27 protein-coding genes are annotated in these 23,077 nt (G+C 32.6%); 12 read left to right on the top strand and 15 right to left on the bottom strand.

Annotation, left to right across the window (positions count from 1 at the left end; genetic code table 11):
• Positions 1 to 6 precede the first annotated feature (6 nt).
• The 4 genes from CDH50_RS10885 to CDH50_RS10870 form a co-directional block, all read right to left on the bottom strand.
• Positions 7 to 336, bottom strand: a complete 330-nt coding sequence (locus CDH50_RS10885) for a DNA-directed RNA polymerase subunit omega (protein WP_100612303.1) — start codon at positions 334 to 336, stop codon at positions 7 to 9.
• A gap of 11 nt (positions 337 to 347) precedes the next feature.
• Positions 348 to 1,163, bottom strand: coding sequence for an outer membrane protein assembly factor BamD (locus CDH50_RS10880; protein WP_100612302.1), 816 nt, complete (start codon positions 1,161 to 1,163; stop codon positions 348 to 350).
• A 208-nt stretch (positions 1,164 to 1,371) separates the two neighbouring features.
• Positions 1,372 to 2,250, bottom strand: a complete 879-nt coding sequence (gene dapA, locus CDH50_RS10875) for a 4-hydroxy-tetrahydrodipicolinate synthase (protein WP_100612301.1) — start codon at positions 2,248 to 2,250, stop codon at positions 1,372 to 1,374.
• Positions 2,247 to 2,771 carry a DUF6913 domain-containing protein gene (locus tag CDH50_RS10870; RefSeq protein ID WP_100612300.1) on the bottom strand — a complete coding sequence of 175 codons (525 nt, stop codon included), beginning with the start codon at positions 2,769 to 2,771 and terminating at the stop codon, positions 2,247 to 2,249. Before CDH50_RS10870 ends, dapA begins: the two co-directional genes overlap by 4 nt.
• A 74-nt stretch (positions 2,772 to 2,845) precedes the next feature.
• On the opposite strand from CDH50_RS10870, the gene CDH50_RS10865 reads away from it, so the two are divergent.
• Positions 2,846 to 3,607: a 5'-nucleotidase C-terminal domain-containing protein gene (locus CDH50_RS10865; RefSeq protein WP_100612299.1), complete on the top strand. Its 762-nt coding sequence runs from the start codon at positions 2,846 to 2,848 to the stop codon at positions 3,605 to 3,607.
• 7 nt (positions 3,608 to 3,614) lie between these two features.
• Entirely contained in the window at positions 3,615 to 4,535 is a 921-nt protein-coding gene (locus CDH50_RS10860) for a bifunctional metallophosphatase/5'-nucleotidase (RefSeq protein WP_100612298.1), read from the top strand.
• On the opposite strand, the gene CDH50_RS10855 is transcribed toward CDH50_RS10860, so the two are convergent.
• Positions 4,532 to 5,293, bottom strand: a complete 762-nt coding sequence (locus CDH50_RS10855; protein ID WP_100612297.1) for a hypothetical protein — start codon at positions 5,291 to 5,293, stop codon at positions 4,532 to 4,534. The genes CDH50_RS10860 and CDH50_RS10855 overlap by 4 nt on opposite strands.
• Positions 5,294 to 5,464: 171 nt before the next feature.
• Between CDH50_RS10855 and CDH50_RS10850 the strand changes: the two genes are divergently transcribed.
• Positions 5,465 to 5,845, top strand: coding sequence for a DoxX family membrane protein (locus tag CDH50_RS10850; RefSeq protein ID WP_100612296.1), 381 nt, complete (start codon positions 5,465 to 5,467; stop codon positions 5,843 to 5,845).
• On the opposite strand, the gene CDH50_RS10845 is transcribed toward CDH50_RS10850, so the two are convergent.
• The 4 genes from CDH50_RS10845 to CDH50_RS10830 all read right to left on the bottom strand — a co-directional run bounded on the left by CDH50_RS10845 (position 5,842) and on the right by CDH50_RS10830 (position 9,973).
• Positions 5,842 to 6,549 (bottom strand): hypothetical protein, encoded by a 708-nt coding sequence (locus CDH50_RS10845; protein ID WP_100612295.1) that lies wholly within the window; start codon positions 6,547 to 6,549, stop codon positions 5,842 to 5,844. The two genes, CDH50_RS10850 and CDH50_RS10845, sit on opposite strands and share 4 nt — an antisense overlap.
• Before the next feature lie 87 nt (positions 6,550 to 6,636).
• Positions 6,637 to 8,634, bottom strand: coding sequence for an NAD-dependent DNA ligase LigA (ligA, locus tag CDH50_RS10840; protein WP_100612294.1), 1,998 nt, complete (start codon positions 8,632 to 8,634; stop codon positions 6,637 to 6,639).
• Positions 8,631 to 9,485: a peptide chain release factor N(5)-glutamine methyltransferase gene (prmC, locus tag CDH50_RS10835; protein WP_100612394.1), complete on the bottom strand. Its 855-nt coding sequence runs from the start codon at positions 9,483 to 9,485 to the stop codon at positions 8,631 to 8,633. The genes ligA and prmC overlap by 4 nt, the downstream gene beginning before the upstream one ends.
• Positions 9,482 to 9,973: a GNAT family N-acetyltransferase gene (locus tag CDH50_RS10830; RefSeq protein WP_100612293.1), complete on the bottom strand. Its 492-nt coding sequence runs from the start codon at positions 9,971 to 9,973 to the stop codon at positions 9,482 to 9,484. Before CDH50_RS10830 ends, prmC begins: the two co-directional genes overlap by 4 nt.
• A gap of 22 nt (positions 9,974 to 9,995) precedes the next feature.
• On the opposite strand from CDH50_RS10830, the gene ribD reads away from it, so the two are divergent.
• The 3 genes from ribD to CDH50_RS10815 are packed head-to-tail and all read left to right on the top strand — an operon-like array spanning position 9,996 to position 12,231.
• Positions 9,996 to 11,000: a bifunctional diaminohydroxyphosphoribosylaminopyrimidine deaminase/5-amino-6-(5-phosphoribosylamino)uracil reductase RibD gene (gene ribD, locus CDH50_RS10825; protein WP_100612292.1), complete on the top strand. Its 1,005-nt coding sequence runs from the start codon at positions 9,996 to 9,998 to the stop codon at positions 10,998 to 11,000.
• On the top strand, positions 10,993 to 11,604 hold the full coding sequence (locus CDH50_RS10820; protein ID WP_100612291.1) for an HAD family hydrolase: 612 nt from the start codon (positions 10,993 to 10,995) through the stop codon (positions 11,602 to 11,604). Before ribD ends, CDH50_RS10820 begins: the two co-directional genes overlap by 8 nt.
• Before the next feature lie 12 nt (positions 11,605 to 11,616).
• The gene (locus CDH50_RS10815) at positions 11,617 to 12,231 is read left to right on the top strand and encodes an IMPACT family protein (RefSeq protein WP_100612290.1); all 615 of its coding nucleotides are present in this window, start codon (positions 11,617 to 11,619) and stop codon (positions 12,229 to 12,231) included.
• Here the strand turns inward: CDH50_RS10815 and CDH50_RS10810 are convergent.
• The gene (locus CDH50_RS10810) at positions 12,228 to 12,626 is read right to left on the bottom strand and encodes an acyl-CoA thioesterase (RefSeq protein ID WP_100612289.1); all 399 of its coding nucleotides are present in this window, start codon (positions 12,624 to 12,626) and stop codon (positions 12,228 to 12,230) included. The genes CDH50_RS10815 and CDH50_RS10810 overlap by 4 nt on opposite strands.
• 189 nt (positions 12,627 to 12,815) lie before the next feature.
• Between CDH50_RS10810 and dnaA the strand changes: the two genes are divergently transcribed.
• Genes dnaA through CDH50_RS10795 form a run of 3 tightly spaced genes read left to right on the top strand, consistent with a single transcriptional unit; the run spans position 12,816 to position 15,455 of the window.
• On the top strand, positions 12,816 to 14,243 hold the full coding sequence (gene dnaA, locus CDH50_RS10805; protein WP_100612288.1) for a chromosomal replication initiator protein DnaA: 1,428 nt from the start codon (positions 12,816 to 12,818) through the stop codon (positions 14,241 to 14,243).
• Between the two features lie 12 nt (positions 14,244 to 14,255).
• Entirely contained in the window at positions 14,256 to 14,708 is a 453-nt protein-coding gene (locus tag CDH50_RS10800) for a low molecular weight protein-tyrosine-phosphatase (protein WP_232731999.1), read from the top strand.
• A gap of 30 nt (positions 14,709 to 14,738) precedes the next feature.
• Positions 14,739 to 15,455, top strand: a complete 717-nt coding sequence (locus CDH50_RS10795) for an SAM-dependent methyltransferase (protein WP_100612286.1) — start codon at positions 14,739 to 14,741, stop codon at positions 15,453 to 15,455.
• 2 nt (positions 15,456 to 15,457) lie between these two features.
• Here CDH50_RS10795 and CDH50_RS10790 read toward each other — a convergent pair whose 3' ends face one another.
• The 5 genes from CDH50_RS10790 to dapF all read right to left on the bottom strand — a co-directional run bounded on the left by CDH50_RS10790 (position 15,458) and on the right by dapF (position 19,483).
• Positions 15,458 to 16,123: a peptidoglycan-binding protein LysM gene (locus CDH50_RS10790; RefSeq protein WP_100612285.1), complete on the bottom strand. Its 666-nt coding sequence runs from the start codon at positions 16,121 to 16,123 to the stop codon at positions 15,458 to 15,460.
• Positions 16,124 to 16,233: 110 nt separating this feature from the next.
• On the bottom strand, positions 16,234 to 16,974 hold the full coding sequence (locus CDH50_RS10785; RefSeq protein ID WP_317044650.1) for a DUF2279 domain-containing protein: 741 nt from the start codon (positions 16,972 to 16,974) through the stop codon (positions 16,234 to 16,236).
• Positions 16,975 to 17,144: 170 nt separating this feature from the next.
• Positions 17,145 to 18,188 carry an endolytic transglycosylase MltG gene (gene mltG, locus CDH50_RS10780; protein ID WP_100612284.1) on the bottom strand — a complete coding sequence of 348 codons (1,044 nt, stop codon included), beginning with the start codon at positions 18,186 to 18,188 and terminating at the stop codon, positions 17,145 to 17,147.
• Positions 18,189 to 18,713, bottom strand: coding sequence for a GNAT family N-acetyltransferase (locus tag CDH50_RS10775; protein WP_100612283.1), 525 nt, complete (start codon positions 18,711 to 18,713; stop codon positions 18,189 to 18,191).
• Positions 18,710 to 19,483, bottom strand: a complete 774-nt coding sequence (gene dapF, locus CDH50_RS10770) for a diaminopimelate epimerase (RefSeq protein WP_100612282.1) — start codon at positions 19,481 to 19,483, stop codon at positions 18,710 to 18,712. The genes CDH50_RS10775 and dapF overlap by 4 nt, the downstream gene beginning before the upstream one ends.
• Before the next feature lie 123 nt (positions 19,484 to 19,606).
• Here dapF and CDH50_RS10765 point away from each other — a divergent pair, with 123 nt between their 5' ends.
• From CDH50_RS10765 to CDH50_RS10755, 3 genes are all read left to right on the top strand, one after another.
• A complete protein-coding gene (locus CDH50_RS10765) occupies positions 19,607 to 20,998 on the top strand; it encodes a trypsin-like peptidase domain-containing protein (RefSeq protein WP_100612281.1) in 1,392 nt (463 codons plus the stop codon).
• 135 nt (positions 20,999 to 21,133) lie between these two features.
• Positions 21,134 to 21,754: a tRNA (guanine-N1)-methyltransferase gene (locus CDH50_RS10760; protein WP_100612280.1), complete on the top strand. Its 621-nt coding sequence runs from the start codon at positions 21,134 to 21,136 to the stop codon at positions 21,752 to 21,754.
• Positions 21,755 to 21,937: 183 nt separating this feature from the next.
• Positions 21,938 to 22,537, top strand: a complete 600-nt coding sequence (locus CDH50_RS10755) for a hypothetical protein (RefSeq protein ID WP_157804976.1) — start codon at positions 21,938 to 21,940, stop codon at positions 22,535 to 22,537.
• Positions 22,538 to 23,077 lie beyond the last annotated feature (540 nt).

The raw sequence follows: 23,077 nt of genomic DNA, 5'->3' as shown, positions 1-23,077 counted from the left end.
TTAAAATTATTCCTGGGAATCGTCCTCAGTATTTCTAAAATAGATTTTATCTGTTAACCATTCTTGAACGGCTAATGCATGAGGTTTTGGTAATTTTTCATAAAATTTAGATACCTCAATTTGTTCTTTGTTTTCAAAGATTTCTTCAAGACTATCATTATAAGTTGCGAATTCTTCCAACTTATCGATTAGTTCTCTTTTAATCTCTGTATTAATTTGCTCGGCACGTCTCGCAATGATAGAAATTGACTCATAGATGTTCTCTGTTGGCTCATCTATTTGGTTTCTATCGTACGTGATGGTATTAACTGGAGCATTCGTTCTTTTTAAATCCATTGTATTGCTATTTAACTTTTATTGCTGTAATTTTTTAATTCTTCTTCTAAACTAAGGGCCATTTTATCGGCATCTTGGATATATTTTGAATCTGAGTAAGCTTTTTTAAATAATGTATAATATTCTTTCGCCTCCTTCAACCTAAATTCTTTTTTGCTTTCTACACTATTCATAGCCTGTTGGTAAGCGGCGTCAAATTTATAAAACAAGGCATCCTCTCTTAACACGGAACCTGGAAATTCAAAAATAAAATTGTCGAAGGATTTTATGGCAGCATTAAAATCCCTAGTATATCCGGGGGCTATCAGTGCATATTGCTTCGCAATTTCATAAGCTTTTTTCTCTAATTTAAAATCCAGTTCCTTAAAAAGCTTATTTGCTTCTGCGGCATATTCAGATTCCGGATACATATTAAGAAAGTTTTGCAACTTTTCGATAGCATTTTTTGTCTCTGTTTGATCTTTCGAATATTCAGGAGATAACATGTAATAACTCTTTGCGCTTAAAAAAGCTGTTTCCTCCACTTTCTCGCTAGTAGGGTAACTAGCCACAAAACGTTCAAATTGGTAAGCAGACGTATGATAATCCCTCATTTTGTAAAAAGTGTTGGAATACAAATACATCAATTTTTCTGCTTGAGGTTTTCCTCTGTAACTTGGAACGATTTGAGCAAAAAGTTTATTTGCCTTTTCATATTTACCTTGGCTATAAAGAGAATCTCCCATTTGAAACTTTACAGCGATATCTTCAGATTTTAAGGCCTTTTGATATTCACTACACGAGCTTAAAACTAAAAATAAAATTAGTATGTAAAGTAAATGCTTCATTTGTTTGTATGCTTTGCTTTTTATCTGTCAAATGTAATTTGCTTAACTGAATTAAAGTTCTATTACTGAAACTTTCATTAAGCTCATTTCATAAATTTCAAACAAGAGGCAAAATTAAGTTATTATAATGGATTTTAAAAATATAATTTTTACACGAAAATAATCTCTAAAACACAGTGTAAATAAGGTTTAAGTTATATTTAACACACTAAAATTGATTTACAAAATCGGCAATTTTAGCTTTCAAACCATTTGAAGCAGGAACCAATGGCAATCTTACGGTATCTTGGCATAGATTTAAAGCTTCAAAAACGGCTTTAATTCCTGCTGGATTATTCTCTTCAAAAATATAACCAATAACATCCATTAATTTAAAATGAAGTTTGTATGCCTCTTTGGCATTCCCTTCCAATCCTAGACGAATCATTTCTGAAAATTCTTTAGGAAACGCCTGTCCTATCACAGATATCACACCAGCGCCACCTGCTAAAACAACACCAAGTGCCAAATCATCATCCCCAGAAATAATTAAAAAATCTTCTGGTTTGTCTTTTAATAACTTTAAATATTGGGCAACATTGTTACATGCTTCTTTGATACCTATAATATTTTCAAAATCGTTTGCCAATCTTAAAGTCGTTTCTGGCTCCATGTTTTTGGATGTACGTCCAGGAACATTATACAAAATCACAGGAACAGGTGATGCTTCTGCAATAGCTTTAAAATGCTGATAAATACCTTCTTGCGTTGGTTTAGTATAATAAGGCGACACCGACAAAATAGCATCCATATCACTTAAATTGGTCGCTTTTATTTCTTCAATAACCTGCATGGTATTATTTCCGCCAATCCCCAATACCATAGGTACACGGCCATTATTAGCTTTAGAAATAGTTTTTATAATATCTTGTTTTTCTTGCTTAGTAACGGTTACGCTCTCTGCTGTTGTACCACAAATTACAAGATAATCCGTTCCATTATCTATATTGAAGTTGACAATGTTTGTTAAGGCCTCATGATCTACACTTAAATCAGTTTTGAATGGTGTAACCAAAGCAACTCCAGTTCCTAGAAACTTACTGTTCATTTTTTAATTTTATTTAATATAGTTAAGTACTTAAAAACCTCGTTTTCAAATACATCGAATTCGTTCAAATTGGTACTAATGATTAAATCGTTCAATCTTAAATCATTCTGAAAAATGCCAACTTTAAATTGCGCTTTTGATTTGGCTGTCATCAATTTCAATTCTAAATCCTCTGCCAAATAGTAACTGATTAAAACATCGAACTTTTTATCCAAAAAAGTTTGTAATTCCACATTCTTAATGTCGCCTTTCCATCCAAAATCATCTGGATTAAAACATAAATCCCATGTATTTAAATTGGCTTTTTTATCTTTAGAAAAACCTATAACCTTAAGATTATTAGGGTGTAAATTTATTTTTGAGGCTAAATTTTTAAACAAGCCAAAATCTTCATTCTCTCCCAAATTAAAGATGATGCCCAAGCTTTCAATCTTACTATCATCAACGTTTACGTAACGATTTGATAATAGTTTGTTCAAATACTTTTTATTTGAATTCTCTTTAAAAGCCCTTAAAAACATTTACCTTTATACTTTGCGCAAAGGTAGCAAAAGTAGATTCAAAATATTAGCAAAATTTCACAAGTATCTATAATATGGATTTGAAACCTCTCTTTTTCGGTTTGTTTTTATTATTATTTATTGGTTGCAAAGAAACACATTTCTACCTCTCTAAAATTGAAGGAAAACAAATTTCAATTTCAGATAGCATAGCTACCAACAATGAGATTGAAGCTTTTATAAAACCTTACAGAAACCATATACAGAAAGATTTGAATAGTGTGTTGGCATATTCGGTGGGCACTTACACTAAAACTGATGGCGATTTTAATACCGCCATTGGAAACTTTATGGCCGATGCTATTTTTGATGAGGCAAACCCTATTTTTAAAAGCCGAACTGGAAAAAACATAGACATGGTTTTATTAAATCATGGAGGTATTCGTTCCATAATATCTAAAGGAAACATTACTACCCGAACAGCTTTTGAATTGATGCCTTTTGAAAACACACTTTTAGTAGTTGAAATGAAAGGAACCCAAATAGATAGTTTGGTTGCCTATTTAAGTGAGGCAAAAAAAGCCCATCCCATTTCAAAATTAAAACTAGTTATTGACACCGATTTTAATATTATTGAAGCTACTATAAATGGAAAAGATATTGAAGACGAAAAGACCTATTATGTATTAACTAATGATTATTTATATAATGGTGGCGATAACATGACCTTTTTTAAACGAAACGGAGGCGTTCACGATTTAAATTACAAAGTAAGAAACGCTTTGATAGATCATTTTAAAAAAGTGGATACTATAAGTCCGGTTAGAGACGACAGGTTTATTCAAAAAAGCAATTGAGACAAATATGAAACGTAGAGATTTTTTACAAAAAACATCGGTGGCTACTGGGGCTTTAACTCTTGGTGGTTTGGGGTTACAGTCGTTTACTACCTCAGCGAAAACATCACAAATAACCATTTTACACACTAATGATGTACATAGTCATATTGATGCTTTTGGACCAGAAGATGGCAGAAATGCCAATAAAGGCGGCGTTGCCCGTAGAGCTAGCTTAATAGAATCCATTAGAAATGAAAATCCAAATACACTTTTATTTGATGCAGGTGATATTTTTCAAGGCACCCCATACTTTAATTATTATGGTGGTGAATTGGAGTTTAAGTTAATGAGTATGCTAAAATATGATGCATCAACCATTGGGAATCATGATTTTGATAATGGCATTGATGGATTATATGCACAATTGCCATATGCTAAATTCGATTTTATTTGTTCAAATTATGATTTTTCGAATACGATAATGAACACGCATGTAAAGCCTTATCGGATATTTAAAAAGGGATCTATTAAAATTGGCGTTTTCGGATTAGGTATTGAATTAGACGGTTTGGTTGATAAAAACATGTATAAAGAAACCAAATATTTAAATCCAATAGAAACGGCACAAGAGATGACGCGGATTTTAAAAGATGATGAACGCTGTGATTTGATTATTTGTTTATCCCATTTAGGATACGATTATAGCAAGGAGAATCCAAACAAAATAAGTGATTTAAAATTGGCCACAGCCACAAAAAATATCGACTTAATTATTGGTGGTCATACCCACACATTTTTATCAAAACCAACTGTAATGAAAAATATAGAGGATAAAAATATGCTTGTAAACCAAGTAGGTTGTTATGGTATTAATTTAGGACGCATTGATTTTTATTTTGATTCAGAAAAAAATAAAACCGTTAGCGGAACATCTATAATAGTTTAAGCCAGAATTTCATCTCTAGAATAGGTTTTTTGCAGAATATCTTTTTCATCATAAGCACCTTTAGATGCTTTATTGGTTTCAATGATATATTTAAAGGCAAAGAAAAGTCCGGTGATATGCAATAACCTATCTATCATCAAAATACTCCAATTATAAACATAATAATGCACTACGTAATTTAGAACATCTGAAAAAGCAAAGCAAATAGCCATGATTAAAAAAAGAATGGATGCCTTTGTTTGTTTACCAAGATATACTGCAAATGAGACAAATACCAAAAGTATTAACGCCATACTTTTTATTCCAAACAACATCATTTCCATACCATCTGTTATTAAAGCACTCAACATACTACACAATGTGTATAAAAAATAACCATTGATTAATAAAATACCAAGCAAATAAAAACCAACTACCTTATCAATATCAGCAAGTTTGAATTTAGAAACACTGAGTACAATTAAACCTATATAACTAAACAAATACATCGTGTTCGAGCTCGTTGTTCCAGAATCATTTGCTAAAAAAAATCCAGAAGCGTCTCCAAAAAATGAGAACACCAAAAAAGCAATAAACACCAAATTCACTATTCTATTCTTAACAGAGAAAGCTATTAAAAAAAAGGGAATGAATAGTGCCTTAGAAGCATTTAAAAATAATGGATTTTCACTATAAGCTGCAAAAACATTTAAAATCATCAACAACGATAGGGCGATAAAAAACATGGCGTCATGGCCAATTTTGAATGTAGTGTTCATGGTATTTATAATAAGTAGGGCTACAAATATAATCAATTACATCGAAAAAAAATGACACTTCATCGATTATATTGTTAAATTTTGGTATTCTATTTGCTAATCGCTTGCAAAATGATTGGTAGTTGGATTTACCACGTCTAACATTCCAAGTTAATCCTTAACTTAAATACCATGAAAAAACACTTGCCTTTTATCCTTAGAATTATTGTTGCAGTTATTTTAATTCAAACACTACGCTATAAGTTTACAGCCCACCCAGATAGTGTTTATATTTTTGCAAAAGTTGGATTAGAACCAGAAGGAAGAATTGGTATTGGAGTTTTAGAACTCATTGCCAGTATTTTTTTATTTATACCGAAAACTATTTGGCTTGGTGCTGTACTTACCATAGGTATTATTGGTGGCGCTATATTTATGCACATAACGCAATTAGGCATTGTGGTTAACAATGACGGAGGCATTTTATTTGTCACAGCCATGATAACCTTTATACTGGCAACAATAATACTCTACTTATATAGAAAAACCATCCCTTTTATAAAAAGAAATTAATCAATTAGCATATTAATGGGTTCTTCATTATCCAGTTTGGACTGTTGATAAAAGAAATAAAAGGCTAATAGCGCCAATGAAACGGCTATAAAATTAAGTAAGTCTTGTTTAGCAACATATAAGTAAGCTACACTTATTACTTCAGAAAACACAATACATAGAGATCCTACAAATAAATACAAAGACTTTTTATTATCTCTATAAAAATAATTTAAAAGTGAACTGGACAAGAGTAAAAGCATGACAATATTGTATACCAGTTCAACAAAATATTCATAGTTCAATTCAACATGAGGGTCTATGATAACCTGTAAAACATAAACAATATAAATATTTAAAGCTGTCAATACAATTAAATGTATTTTGAAATTTTTAAGTACGTGAATTAAACTAATTGATTTACAAATTTTAATGAACAACATTAAATAAGCAAGAATATATAATGAGTTACCTAAAAAATAATCAACACTGTAACTCAACACATCTGAAATCATTGCCAAAAGTTCAGATAAAGAGTAAAAAATTAAAAACAAAATAAATAACATGGACTTTTCTTTAACACTTAAAAAATATGTTAAGGCAACAAAAGGAAATATTAAAGACCTAAAATTGAATGCCAATAAATCATGACCACTAAATTGAAAAACAGCAAATAGGGTATAAATTAATAAAACCAAACCAACCAAGATTTTAGACTTGTTCATGAGAGACATTAAATTGTTACCTTGCAAATATAAAATAATAACACAATTAAACGATAAAAAAATACATTTTATCGATTAAATTACAAATTATTTTATTTTTTGTAAGAATTCATATTCGTTTATTAATAAAATATTCAAATCCTCTGCTTTTTTCTTTTTGCTTGGCCCCATATTATCACCAGCAACAATAAAACTAGTTTTGGAAGAAATAGAACTACTTACTTTTCCACCGTTATCTTCTATGAGTTTTTTTAGCTCATCTCTAGACAATGTTTCAAAAACTCCAGAGATAACAATACTCTGCCCTTCAAGTTTATCAGTCTGACCAACAAGTTGTTCTGCAGAGATTTCCAATTGGATACCAAATTGTCTTAACCGTTTAATTATAAATTCGTTTTTTTCAGATTTAAAAAATTCCACAACGCTCTGAGCTATCTTAATTCCTATTTCATCTACATTTACTAAATCATCTAAAGAAGCGTTGGCAATAGCATCAATGGATTTATAATGTTTTGCTAATTTTTTTGCCACTGTTTCGCCCACATAACGAATACCTAAAGCAAACATAACTCTTTCAAATGGAATACTTTTGGATTGCTCAATGCCTAAAATTAAATTATCAGCACTCTTTTCGGCCATTCTTTCAAGAGGAATGATTTGCTCTTTCGTTAATTCATACAAATCTGAATAATCATCAATCAAGCCTTCATTAACAAGAAGCGCCACAGTTTCGCCACCTAAACCTTCAATATCCATTGCTTTCCTCGATATATAATGCTGAATCCGACCAATAATTTGAGGCTTACAACCATTATAATTCGGACAGTAATGTTGTGCTTCGCCTTCTTGCCTGACTAATGGTGTGCCACATTCAGGACATTCTGTAATGTATTCTGTTGGCTTTGAATTTAGTTGACGCCGATTTAAATCTACCGCAATAATCTTCGGAATGATTTCTCCTCCTTTTTCAACATACACCTCATCACCTACCCTGATATCTAATTTTTCTATTTGATCGGCATTATGCAAAGACGCTCTTTTTACAATGGTTCCGGCCAATTCCACAGGCTGTAAATTGGCAACTGGCGTAATGGCTCCTGTTCGCCCTACCTGATACGAAATACTGTTTAATCTTGTTGAAACTTGTTCCGCTTTAAATTTATAGGCAATTGCCCAACGCGGTGACTTGGCGGTATACCCCAATTCTTCTTGTTGATCTAAACTATTAACCTTTACAACAACGCCGTCCGTTTCATAAGGCAAATCATGTCGATGCACATCCCAGTAAGCTATAAACGCCAATACCTCATCTATAGAATAGACTAATTTGGAAGCAATGGGCACTTTAAAGCCCCATTCCCTTGCTTTTTTAAGGCCCTCAAAATGTGAATGAATCCCCAAATGATTCCCTATTAATCCATATAGTAAACAATCTAAAGGGCGCTTTGCCACTTCAGAACTATCCTGCAGTTTCAAACTTCCTGAAGCTGTGTTTCTGGGATTTCTATAAGGTTCTTCTCCAATCTCAATACGTTCTTCATTCATTTTGTTGAATCCATCAATCGGCAAAATAATTTCACCCCTAATATCAAATTTTGGTGGATAATCTCCTTTTAGCTTCAGCGGAACCGATTTAATGGTTTTTACATTGGCTGTGATATTATCGCCTTGAAAACCATCACCTCTAGTAAGAGCTTTGACTAAAGCCCCATTTTCATAAGTCAGACTAATGGAAGCACCGTCATATTTTAATTCGCATACATATTGAATCTCACCATCAATCATCTTTTTAATTCGGTTTTCCCAATCCAACAAATCTTCTTTGGAATACGAATTATCCAACGAATACATGCGATGCTCGTGTGGAATGGTTTCGAAATTTTTGGTAATATCACCTCCAACGCGTTGTGTTGGTGAATTAATATCAAAAAACTCGGGATACTGATTTTCAAGAGCTTCGAGTTCCTTTAATTTGGTATCGAATTCTAAATCTGATATCGTTGGAGTATCCAATACATAATAATTATAATTATGGTCGTTTAGTTCGTTACGAAGTTTTAATATGTGTTCCTCAATACTATTCATTGTATTTTTTCTCCTTTAATCATTCTATCTTTTTTAAAGATATCTTGTTTTAATTCTATATTTTTAAAATGATAATCTTTTAACAACTGAATCATGTCGTTACCAAGATATTCATTAATTTCAAAAAAAAGCATGCCATTGTCCTTCAAATTATTAAGAGCAAATTTTGTAATGGCTTTATAAAATTGTAACGGATTTTCATCTTCCACAAACAACGCCAAATGTGGTTCATTATTTAAAACATTCGGTTTCATTTGCTTTTTTTCAAGTTCCCGAACGTAGGGTGGATTTGAAACAATGACATCAAATTTTAAATCCGAAATACTTTCAGTCAATAGAATATCAGCTTCAATAAACTCGATTTTAACATCATTTAATTCCGCATTTTGCCTAGCGACTTTTAACGCTTCCTTGCTAATATCTATTGCACAAACATCTGCATTTTGTAAATTTTTAGCCAACGAAATAGCAATACAACCACTCCCCGTTCCAATATCTAAAATGGTTAGGTCTTGGGCCTTGGGTCTTGGGTGGCTAGTCAATATCCAATCAACAAGTTCCTCCGTTTCTGATCTTGGTATCAAAACATGTTGATTGACTTTAAAAGGCAACCCGAAAAACTCAGTATTTCCTATTATATATTGAATGGGTTCTTGGTTTTTTAAACGTTCTAATGCATTGAAAAGCTTTTCACTATTATCACTAATTAGCTCAGGATTCATAGCTAATTTGATTCTGGTGATATTATAATAGTATTCTAATAATATAAAAAAGAAACTATCCACTTCATGTTTATCGTAAATGGCATCTAATTCTTCGTGGAAAATATGTTGAATGTCTTTTAGCTTCATAAATCCTTTATCATCCAAACGCCACAAGAATAATGTCCCGTATTTCCTAAAGCGCCTGGTAAATTCTTAAAACCATAAGATTCATAAATATGGATGGCCGCTTTTAGTTGCAACGCAGATTCTATATAGCATTGTTTATAACCCAAATCCTTTGCAGCCTGCAAACACTTTTCAAATAATTGCTTGCCAAAACCTCTGCCTCTAATGTATGGCGAAAAATACATTTTCTGGATTTCACAAATCTCATTTTCAAAATCCTTTAAAGGTTTTACACCGCCTCCACCAAGCACTTTTCCATCCGTATCAATAACATAATACACCTCATTATCTTTTTGATAGGATTCGAACATTCTTGTAGTTTCAATATCTGAATACGCAGTGCCTTCCAAAGAAATTTTAAACTCATGAAAACAATCACGTATAATCTGCTCAATTTGCTGATTATCCTGAGGTTGAATTTCTCTAATAATGATAGCATTAATACCCATTAATTAATCTTATTTTTGTGCCGTGAATATACATGAAAAATACATAAAACGCTGTATTGAAATAGCCAAAAATGGTTTGGGAAGCACGCGACCAAATCCTATGGTGGGGTGCATTATTGTGCATAATAACAATATAATTGGCGAAGGTTTTACAAGTGCTTATGGTGGTAATCATGCTGAAGTAAACGCGATAAATTCGGTTGTTGACAAACATCTTTTAAAAGATTCAACCCTATATGTGACTTTAGAACCCTGTTCCCATTTTGGCAAAACGCCCCCGTGTAGCGACCTCATCATTAAATATAACATCCCAAATGTGGTTATTGGTTGTATTGATGACAACATTAAAGTCGCCGGAAAAGGTATTGAAAAACTTAAAAATGCTGGTTGCCAAGTAACTGTTGGCATTCTGGAAAAAGAATGCAAGGAACATCATAAACGATTCTTCACATTTCATAACAAAAAGCGCCCTTATATCATTTTAAAATGGGCCGAAACCCAAGATGGTTTTATAGCTCCGGAAACCAAAAACGAACAAAAACCAGTTTGGATTAGCAATGATTATTCCCGACAATTAACCCATAAATGGCGTGCTGAAGAGCAAGCTATTTTGGTTGGCACGAATACAGTATTACAAGATAATCCGAGTTTAACGGTTAGGGATTGGAAAGGGCAAAATCCGATTAGAATTGTGATAGATAAAGATTTAAAATTGCCTAAGAGCTTGGCTATTTTTAATTCAGAAGCACAAACAATCATCATCTCCAAAAACGATGCGGACTTCTCAAATCAGGTCGCCAAACAAATCTGCGACATACTGTTTCAGAAGGATATAAACTCAGTAATTATTGAAGGAGGCAAACATACTTTACAGACGTTTATAGATGAAAAATTGTGGGATGAAGCCAGAATATTTATAGGAAATATCACATTCAACACAGGTGTGAAAGCTCCAGAATTAAATGGAAAATTAATTTCCAAAGAACATATTAAAGACGATATTCTTAAAACATATAGAAATGATTAAAGCGATTATTTTCGATTTTGGTAATGTGTTCATCAATTTGGACATTGATGGTTTTACACAAAATGCTTTCAAACATTTTAAGATTGATGACTTTTCGGAAGAAATGATAGCATTCAATAGTTTTTATGAGCAAGGCCTCATTTCAACAGAAGAATTTTTGGAATTTTATGTTGAAAACTTCCCCAATCTTTCAGAAGAAGAACTTATAGACATTTGGAATTTCATACTGAAAGATTTTCCTGAGCATCGTTTGAGCTTTTTAAAAGAATTACAAAAATCAGCAAAATACAAACTGATTCTGTTAAGCAATACCAACGAACTTCACATCGATTGGATTAAAAAAAACATATCTTTTTATGAGGAATTCAAAAATTGTTTTGATGCTTTTTACTTATCACACGACATTCATTTAAGAAAACCAAATCGGGATATTTTTGAATATGTTCTGAGTGAAAACAACGTAAATGCAAAAGAGTGTTTTTTTGTTGATGACAATAACGATAATATCAAAACTGCCAATTCTTTAGGCATAAACACGTGGTATATCAACCCGAAAACGGAAGATATCACGTCGCTTTTCAAAGTAAATGGTCATTTGTTTTAACTTCTTTCTTTTTTGACTGATAAAGACACATACAAAACCATTGAAACTACAACTGAGGCTATTTTATTCAAAGATAAAAACAGTAAATTTTATGGTTTTGCTTTTCCTATACAAAGTGAAAACGAGGTAAAACTACATATTGAAGATTTAAAAAAGAAGCACCATGCCGCCAGACATTGGTGTTACGCTTATCAATTGGGAACAGAAACCATATCATTTAGAGCGAATGATGATGGCGAACCTAACAATTCCGCAGGAATGCCCATTTACGGTCAAATACAATCATTTGATGTCACCAATATTCTACTTGTTATTGTTCGCTATTTTGGCGGTGTTAAATTGGGTGTTTCTGGCTTAATTAATGCTTATAAAACCACGGCGCAATTAACTTTAGAAGCTTCAAAAATTGTTAAAAAAACCATAAATATTGAATTCTGTATCACTTTTGACTATAGGAATATAAATAAAGTGATGCGGGCTATTAAAGAAAATAACATTACCGTCACCAATCAAAAACTGGAACTGGATTGCAACATCTATATTTCGGTCAGGAAAAAAGATGCAACATACATTTTCGATATTTTCAACAACCTTTTTGAAGCAAAAATTAAGCAAATAAAAAGTTAATAGCCTATTGCATCCAAAATATATTGTGGCGCTTTAACAGGTCGGTTTGTTTTCATATCAATAAACACCAAAATAGTACTAGCAGTTGTTAAAATTTCACCTTTTTCGTTAGTGATTTCATAGTCAAATTCAATCTTAGCCGTAGGCTTATTTTTTAGTTGTGTTTTAACATTAATTAGGTCATCATAACCCGCTGATTTTTTATAATTTATACAAAGGGAAACTACGGGCAACATAATACCACTTTCCTCCATATTTTTATAAGAAATGCCCAATTTCCGCAACCACTCAATACGCCCCATTTCAAGATATAATGCGTAATTCCCGTGATATACCACGCCCATTTGGTCGGTTTCACCATATCTCACTCTTATTTGTATTTTGTCGAATTTCATAAGGTTTATTAAATAATTTTTTGTAGTTTCGGCTACAGGTTAAACATGATGAAAAAATTCTGAAAATTCAACACTAATTCATTTTTTTTTTAAGAATTTTGTTCACATATTTGCCTAACAATAAACAGGGGGAAAGAGAAAAATTCTTCTCTTCATTAACTAACTAACAAACAAACCATAAATACAATAATGAGTGTAACTGCGCAATCGGTATGGAATAACTGTCTTGAATTTATAAAAGATAATATACAACCGCAAGCGTATAAAACTTGGTTTGAACCTATTATTCCCGTTAAACTTACAGATAATGCTTTAAGCATTCAAGTCCCTAGTAAATTCTTTTACGAATGGCTTGAAGAGCACTATGTAAAAATACTTAAAGTATCATTAACAAAAGAACTTGGAGAAAAAGCCAAACTTGTTTACATTATAAAAATGGAAAACACGTATGGCAATAAACATCCATTTACAGAAAAAATTCCGAGTTCTAATAGAAGTGGTATGAAATCCCAAGAGGTTGATATTCCACTTCAAAATAAAAATCCAGAATTACGCAATCCGTTTGTTATTCCCGGCATTAGAAATGTAAAAATTGAATCGCAATTAAATCCGAATTACAGTTTTGAAAATTTCCTTGAAGGCGATTCCAATCGTTTAGCAAGAAGTGCTGGTTTAGCGGTGGCATCAAAACCAGGTGGCACATCTTTCAATCCGTTGCTTATATTTGGTGGCGTTGGGTTGGGAAAAACCCATTTAGCACACGCTATTGGTGTTGATATTAAAGATAAATATCCTGAAAAAACGGTTTTATATATTTCTGCTGAAAAATTTACACAACAATACATTGATTCCGTAAAAAAGAACAATAGAAATGACTTTATTCATTTTTACCAAATTATTGATGTGTTGATTATTGATGATGTTCAATTTTTATCAGGAAAATCTGGAACCCAAGATGTATTCTTCCATATATTCAACCATTTGCACCAAAACGGCAAACAGGTTATTTTAACTAGCGACAAGGCGCCAGTTGATATGCAAGATATTGAGCAACGCTTATTATCACGTTTTAAATGGGGACTTTCTGCTGAATTGCAAAATCCGGATTTTGAAACCCGAGTTTCCATCTTAAAAAACAAGTTATATCGTGATGGTGTTGAAATGCCTGATGATATTATTGAATATGTTGCCAAAAACATCAAAACAAATGTGAGAGAGTTGGAAGGTGCGATTATATCTTTAATTGCCCAATCGTCTTTCAACAAAAAAGAGATTACCATCGATTTGGCAAAACAAATTGTTGAGAAATTTGTTAAGAATACCAAACGTGAGGTTTCCATAGATTATATCCAAAAAATTGTGTCCGATTATTTCCAAATGGACATTGACACGTTACAGTCTAAAACCAGAAAACGCCATATTGTCCAAGCAAGGCAATTGGCTATGTTCTTTGCGAAAAAATTCACTAAAGCGTCTTTAGCAAGCATTGGCTCCCAAATAGGAAAAAGAGACCATGCCACTGTGCTTCACGCCTGTAAGACTGTTGATAATTTATCTTCAACAGATAAGCAATTCAAAAAATACGTGGAGGATATTACTAAAAAGCTCTCTATTTAAATTTCCTTTTCCATGATTAAAATCTTAATGGTATGTCTAGGTAATATTTGCCGATCGCCATTAGCCGAAGGCATTTTAAAATCCAAGCTTCCAAATAACAACTTTATAGTCGATTCCGCTGGCACTGCCAATTATCATGTGGGTAATTCACCAGATAAACGCTCTGTAGCCGTTGCTAGAAAGTACGGATTGGACATTTCTAATTTATCTGGAAGACAATTTAGTGTAGCTGATTTTGATACATTCGATTATATTTATGTGATGGATGCATCCAATTATAATAATGTGATAGCACTTGCAAGGGATGAAAACGATAAAGGCAAGGTTAAATTCATCTTGAATGAAATATATCCAAATCAGAATTATGATGTTCCCGACCCATATTATGGAGGTGATGAAGGTTTTGAAAACGTTTACAAAATGCTGGATGAAGCATGTACCACAATCGCCAAGTCTTTACTTTAATTTTAAAAAAATATTTAGGAAACTTACCAAATGAATACTGCTAAAGGAAAACTATATCTTATACCAACAACCCTAGGAGATAACGACCCTTTAGACGTATTGCCCGTAACCGTAAAAAACATCATTGAACAAACAAATACGTTTATTGTTGAAAATGAAAAGACAGCACGACATTTTATAAAAAAAATAGCTCCCGATAAATTACAATCAGCCTTAAAAATATATCTTCTAAATAAGTTTACAGAAGATACCGAATTACCTAAGTTTTTAGAATCCTGTGCCATGGGCATTAATGTTGGCTTACTTTCTGAAGCTGGCTGCCCAGGTATAGCCGATCCTGGCGCCGATGTTGTAAAATTAGCACATCAACTAGATATTAAAGTGGTGCCGTTAGTCGGGCCTTCATCTATTTTAATGGCCATGATGGGTTCCGGAATGAATGGCCAAAGCTTTACATTTAATGGTTATTTACCGATAGACAAAGACGAAAGAAAAAAAGAAATTAAACGATTGGAACGCCTCTCTTTTGAACTCAACCAATCTCAAATTTTTATTGAAACTCCCTATAGAAACAATAAAATGCTGGAAGATATTTGTAGCATTTTAGAGAAAAATACGAGCGTTTGTGTAGCTTGCGATATCACATTGCCGACAGAGTTCATTAAAACACTTTACGTTAACGAATGGACCAAAAAAAAAGTAGACCTTCATAAAAGGCCTACCATATTCATTATCCATAAATTTTAATTTTACATAGAAGTCACCTTCGCTTTTTTATTGGGCTTTAAAAAAGACGTATCATATCCAGAAAACTTTTTGATATAATACTGAACGGAAGTCCCATAACTATCTTCATGGTCTTGAGCACCGTAACTTCTTAAATAATGTTTAACACTTCCTGGACCTGCTAAATGTGCTGCCGCCAAAATACCAGACTCTGTAATAACAACTCCGTTGATTTTTTTACCAACAAAATTTTTAATGTCGCGTCTTAAAATCCATTTGTTACGCTCTGCATTGGCAATAAATGCCTTTTCTTGAAGTGCAGGATTGCTTAAAAAATTTGCTGGATTATAAATTCCAATCAATTTTAAGGTTTCCGTTCCAAATTGGTATTTTCCTAAATACCCAAGGGTGTTAACCGAAGAATAATCACCTCTAGATTCCTTGAAGGCCAAATCTTCTTTAAAACCTACAAAAGATTTCCCAAGATAAGGTGAAAACAATCTGTTTCCGTCGTTTAGCACCAAATCGCTCTCGTGAGTAATTGGCTCTGGGCTTACCGTATAAATCAACTCTAAGCCCTTTGTTGAATATTTACTAAAATCAATCGTGTCTTTCGAAGACAACGAGACATACAATAGAACACATATTGTAAGTGATAAAATCAGATAACTTGCAATATTTTTCTTCATAATTTTTAAATTTCTTCAGCATATTTAATTAAAAATATACTTGAAAATTTGAGGGTGCAAAATTAGACATTATAATCATTAATTCAAAATTACTCGTTTATGTGCCTTTTTTAATAGTACAATAGATGAAATACACTACCTTTTTTACTAAACTCAATGGCTGGAAACGGCATCTTAATTACGTTAAACACATCCAAAATGGATCTCAACACTTGCGACTTTGTTTCTATCTTACTCAAATTTAAGTCAAAACTTACATAGAACTGCCTGTACCTTTCATTATTTGTTAACAACTGATTGTCAATATCTTTCAATCCAGATAGCATCCCGTCAGCGCCATAGCCTACTGACAAATCCAACCATTTTGGTATCTTACTTTCTTTAAAAAAAGAATGCAGATTGATGTTTAGCCAATAGGTTTGTCCGTTATAATCCTTTAAAACTTGTTCCAAAAAACCATCACCAAGTTTATTTGGACTCTGTGACGCATAATGTGTTTGATGAAATGAAAACTTCAACATCATACGCTGTTCGTTCCATAATAATTCTTGTCCGACATACAATCCTGTGCCTGCTCCATTAGCCAAAACATCTGTCCATGAAAATCCCCATTCCTCTGAAAAACCATCAAAAACTTCCACAGCAGTTAAAAATCCGAAACCCAAAGTAGCACCATAAATTAATTGGTCTTTTTTACTAACACCTGCCCAATGAAGTGCCTGCGCTCCCAATCGCCCCATTTGATATGAAGAGAAGACATGACCTACTTTATCGATTTGAAGCCATTCACCACTATCATCAATGGTATGGAATTTTGACTTAGGATAATCTGCATACCAAAGTTGGTTCAAACCGATTAGGGATACACCTATTATAGACGCTTCACTTATTGTGATGGCATTTCGTCTCGGTATATTTAGCGTATCGCTAGGTGTTAAAAAAGAATCTAATTTAGATTGTGAAAATGAAAAACAGGTTATAAATAAGAAACAGAAAATATATTTAAGTTTATAACAACCCACTACTGATTGATACCTTGGGATGATAAATATGCGTGATATTCCCTAGCGTAAGCATTATGCTGAGCCAATGTCTTTGCAAATTTATGATACCCTAAACGTTTCGCATCAGCAACAAAATAAAGATAATCATGCTTTTCGTAATTTAAAACGGCATCAATGGCAGACACATCTGGCATGGCGATAAGTCCGGGAGTTAGACCTAAATTCTTATAGGTATTGTAAGGAGAATTTATCTCTTTATGAACATTCAAAACCCGTTTTATAACGGTGTTTTTATATTGAGGCAGTTGGTATGCCGCAAATTTTAAAGTGGGATCTGCCTGCAAAAGCATACCTATTCGTAATCTGTTTAAATACACTCCAGCAATTCTTGGCTGTTCATCTACCGCTTTAGATTCTTCGTGAACAATAGATGCCAAAGTAATCACTTGGGTTGGCGTTAAATTAATGGCTTTGGCTTTCGCTTTTCGGGTGTCGTTCCAAAACCTGTTGTATTCCTTCAACATTCTGTCCCTAAATTGTTCAGCAGACGTATTCCAAAAAAATTCGTAACTATTTGGAATATACATTCCCAAACTTGTAGCTAAGGTGAAATCATTTTTTTTCAGAAATGCCTCATCGGTCATGGCATTTAATAAGGATAAGCTATCCGCTTCTATTTGAGCACTGATACGTCCTGCCAATTTTTCAAGGGATTCTTGATTGTTGAATGATATATTAAAAGGCAAATTATTACTTCTTATGGAATTAATAATATCATTATTATTCATGCCTTTTTTAATAGCATAACGGCCTGCTTTTATATTGGTGACGTACTTTTTTTGCTTTGCTAAGGCGTCAAACGAATCAATATCTTTTAAAAGTGGAATAAGTTGTTCCCTAACATCTTCATAGGTACCATTGGTTGGCACATACACATAGGCGACATCATTATTAAAGTTTGTATTGGACACAAACATGGCATTATAAACATAGTAAGCAAAGTAAGCTGCTACTGCTAAACCAATAAATACGATCGCCAAAAGTATCTTTTTTATATACATTTAATTATTTATAAGCTGAAACAGATATTCATTTTTATAAGAACCATTCACATAGTTCCAATCCTTTTTAAGACCCACATTTACAAACCCTTGATTGGTAAAAAGTTTTATACTGGCCTTGTTTTCTTCTGAAATATTACAGTACAATTGATGCAGCCCCAAATGCGAAAAACTATAATTAATCAATAATTGCAAAGCTTCCCTACCATAACCTTTATCTCTATTACTTGCATCTTTAATTAAAATGCCAATACCTGCTCTTCTATTCTTAAAATCGAAATCGAAAATATCAATCAAACCCAAAGGATTATTATCATAACCCGAAACCACCAGTCGTAATTGTTTCACCTCAAAAATATCTTTATGGGCATTTTGAAGGTATTCCTTGATTAAAAATTTTGAATACGGTGTTTGCGTGTTACTTATTTCCCAAACAGATTCATCGTTTTCAACGGCATATACAAATTCTAAATCCTCCGGCTCCAAAGCGCGTAAATAAATCTCGCTTCCTTTTAACGTTATCATATGGTTCCTTTATAAACAAACGTTGCAGGACCAATAAGCCATACATTTTTGTAAACGCCGTTTTCAACATCAAAACTAACTTGCAATTCGCCACCTTGCACCTGTAAAGTAATTAAGTTTTTATCGGTTTCGTTCAAAGCATGCATGGCCAATGCCACAGCAGTAACACCGGTTCCGCAAGACAGCGTTTCATCTTCTACCCCACGTTCATAAGTTCTTACGGCAAAAATTTGATCGTTTATTTTTTTAACGAAATTAACATTGCTACCAACTTCATTATAAGGTTCCCCGCATCTAATGGTAGCGCCCTTGGTTTTAATATCAAAATCTTCTATACGATCTTCAAATTGCACATGATGAGGTGAACCCGTATTTAAAAAAACGTGTTTTGAATGTTTTTCTATAGTATGAACGTCTTGCATTTGCAATCTAACCATATCGCCATGTATAGTAGCATGATGTACACCATCAATGGCTTCAAAAACCGCATGTTCAGTAATAACACCCAAATGATTTGCAAATGCCACTAAACAACGGCCGCCGTTGCCACACATACTGCTTTCATTACCATCGGCATTATAATACACCATTCTGAAATCTAAATCTGGGTGGTTTTCAAGCAAAATAAGTCCGTCAGCCCCTATGCCAAAACGTCTGTCGCATAGCAATGCAATGTGTTTGGCATTTTTTTTGTTGAACGATTGTTGACGATTATCTATCATCACAAAATCGTTTCCTGTTCCTTGATATTTATAAAAAATCTGTTGCATAATACAGGGCAAATATATGAATATTAAAACGTTTTTTTCATTGTTAAATAGTCGTTAAAGTTGAATTTTCCGTTCAATAAATTTTTAATTTTAATCGTTAATCTATAAATAAAACTGAAAATTATGAAGAAGATTTTATCCTTAGTATTGGTTTCAGCATTAGGTGGCATGTTAACACTTGGTGCCTATAAATTATTTTTAGAACCAGAAAACAACCTTGTTGTAACTTCCGCACCAGCGAATCCTGCATTTTTACCGACTAGCTTTTCAACAGCAAGTGAAGCTCCCGATTTCACTATCGCTGCCGAAAACACCTTAAATGCTGTTGTGCATGTAAAAAACGTATCTATTAGTGCCGGGCAAATGTCGTTACAAGATTTATTTTTAGGAAGAAGTACGCCACGTGCTCAAATGGGGACTGGTTCTGGCGTGATTATTAATGCCGATGGGTATATTATTACCAATAATCATGTTATCAATAATTCAAATGAACTTTCGGTGACTTTAAATAACAATAAAACATACAAAGCTGAAATAGTAGGTTCAGATCCGATAACAGATATTGCCCTTTTAAAAATTGATGCTGATGAAGACTTGCCTTTCATAACTTTTGCTGATTCAGACGAAGTTAAAGTTGGTGAATGGGTTTTAGCTGTTGGAAATCCTTTTAACTTAACATCAACCGTTACAGCAGGTATTGTAAGCGCTAAAGCTAGAGATTTATCGGGTACTAGCTCTCAATCTTTTATTCAAACTGATGCTGCCGTAAACCCAGGAAATTCTGGTGGCGCATTGGTAAATACCCGAGGAGAACTTATTGGTATCAATACGGCTATTTCATCCCAAACAGGGTCTTATGTTGGTTATTCATTTGCTGTACCAAGCAACATTGCGCGTCGGGTTATTGAAGACATTATGGAATATGGTAATGTACAAAATGGCATTCTGGGCATCAGTGGTACTGCTTTAAATAGCGCCTTATCTAAAGAATTTGGTGTTAGCGATACCGAAGGTATTTATGTTGATAGTGTTCTTGAAGATTCTGGAGCTAAAAAAGCAGGCATTAAAAAAGGTGATATCATTAAAGAAATCGACAATATTAAAGTATCAAAATTTGCCGATTTAACAGGACATATTAGTGCCAAAAGGGTTGATGATGTAGTAACCCTTAAAATTTACAGGGATGGAAATTTAAAAACCGTAAATGTTACTTTGACCAGAAATGAAACCATTATGATTCCTACTGTGGGACAAGTGAAAAATGCCAAACCAGAGGAATTAAAAAAATACAAAACTTCTCATGGTGTAAAAATTACTGAGTTTAGTAAAAAATATGCAGAATATTGGGAAAAATATGGAGTCAAAGAAGGTGCCATTATCACTGCTATAAATGATCAAAAAGTAAACTCCGTTGATGATGCTCAAAACATTATAAAGAATTTATCACGTTACGAACCATTAAAAATCGAGCTTGTAAATACTAACGGAGAAAAAGAGCGTTATTATTTTAGGTAAACATCCAATAAAAATTTCTGACCGTATATATAGAAGCCTCAATAAAATGAGGCTTTTTATATAAATATGTCCATATTAAAGCATATTTTTTTTTAACTTCGTAAACCAAACATAACCATTTTAAAATCTACCTAAATGAAATGCATTAAATACCTACTAGTTACGGCCGTTCTTTTAACCTGTTCTTTTACAACATTTTCACAAAATAACACAGAAGAAGAAACCCTTTCCTTGGATGAAGGTTCTATAGATAGTCAATTTGAATATGTTATAACACGCTCTAATAATTACCAAGATTTTAAAGTCATTAAAAAGGACTGGCTTTACAAACTTAAAGCCCACACCATAGACTCCCTAAAAGCCGTACATAAAGATTTAGCAGACACCAAAATACTTGTCGACACACAAGCTAAAGAGATTTCAGATTTAAAGTCGAGCTTAGAAAGTACCCAAACAAATTTGGAAAATACCCGAAGCGAAAAAGATAATATTGGTTTGTTTGGCATGCAAATGAGTAAAGGCAGTTACAAAGCCATCATGTGGTTTATCATTGCTTGTTTATTAATCCTGCTGGGGTTATTTATCTACAAGTTTAAAAATAGCAATGACATTACAAGACAAGCCAAAAAGAATCTGGCCGATATTGAAGAAGAATTTGAAGAGCACCGCAAAACAGCCGTTGAACGTGAGCAAAAAGTAAGACGCCAATTGCAAGACGAAATAAATAAACAAAAAACGACTAAAGGCGGTAAATAAGTTTTAAGCTTTTTATACAATCTTTAAAAATCTGTAACTAGAGTTACGGATTTTTTTGTTTAAACTTAAAGCGTTGCCTTTGCCAGAAAAAATAACTAATTTCGTTTGACTATTGATATTAGGATAATTGAAACTACCTATATCTTAAAAGTTAGCCTTAATTAGAAAATGACCCCAAAAAGTTTGGAAATATTTGAAAAGAGAAAAGGAATCTATATTTCTCCAGAAAATATTATTGCCATTTCTTGGACAATTCTAATTTTTTTAATCCATTATTTAAAACATTCTTTTGAATTTTATTTTAATGGATGGGATGCTGTTATATTAATTTTTTGGCTTATTTATATCATTGGTTTACTTATAAGCACATTTTTTAGATACCAAAGAGAAATTGGTAAATATAATGGAAAATTAATCTTCCAAGAAAACCAAATACAATTGAATGATGAAGTTTATAAAATTTCTGAAATTGCTAAATTGGATTTTGTTCACGCCTATGACATTCGAGGAATGTTTGTTAATCATCTCATCGAATTTGCACCACATCTATCAAATGGACTTGACAATGAATTATTTTTAATTCTTAAAAACGGAGAAAAAATAAAATGCAACTTTTTGCAAACAGAATCTGAAAGGCTTAAACATTATAAAGAAATGCTAACTCACTACCATAGAAAAGGAATTATTGATTGGTTACAGCTTTTGAACCTATTAGAGATACAGGATTATGACAAAATACAAAAATTTAAAAAAGAAATATCTAATACAAACACCGCAGAATAATAATTGCTTCCTTACTCAAGTTTCGATACCACAAACACGTTAGACAAACCCTAAAAACCCAACCTCAAAATCATCTCCTTATCCGGGCAATTATCTAAATAAAATTTAAAATCCGCAATTAACATTACCGATTTTTTTCAAAACTCAAAATTTTTCATCTTCGCAAGATTTTACATATTTAATCATTCATTATCCTACTTAAAATATTTAGACTAATTAATATTTTCAAATTTAAAAAACAAAATTCTTTCATGTATCATTATATCTTATTAAGAAAAAGCGAACCCAGTGATAACTCTTCAACGTTTAAAATTTATAATTCATCGGATTATCTTCTTGTTTTTTAGGTTTTTAATTTTTTTTAAAGCAAAAAATTAATTATCCTCAAATATTTTAGATATTTTTATTAAATCACCACATTATCTAAAAATTTAATTTTTGCAGCACCATAAATTAACAAGCAAAGAATTATTTTTTTTATTTAAAATTAAATAGTAACCATATTATTTTTTTAACCAATTAACTAATAAAAACTAAGCA

Source organism: Confluentibacter lentus, assembly GCF_002806995.1.
Lineage (GTDB): Bacteria > Bacteroidota > Bacteroidia > Flavobacteriales > Flavobacteriaceae > Confluentibacter > Confluentibacter lentus.
Note: the sequence above shows the minus strand (reverse complement) of the source record. Positions and strands in the feature narration are given on the sequence as shown.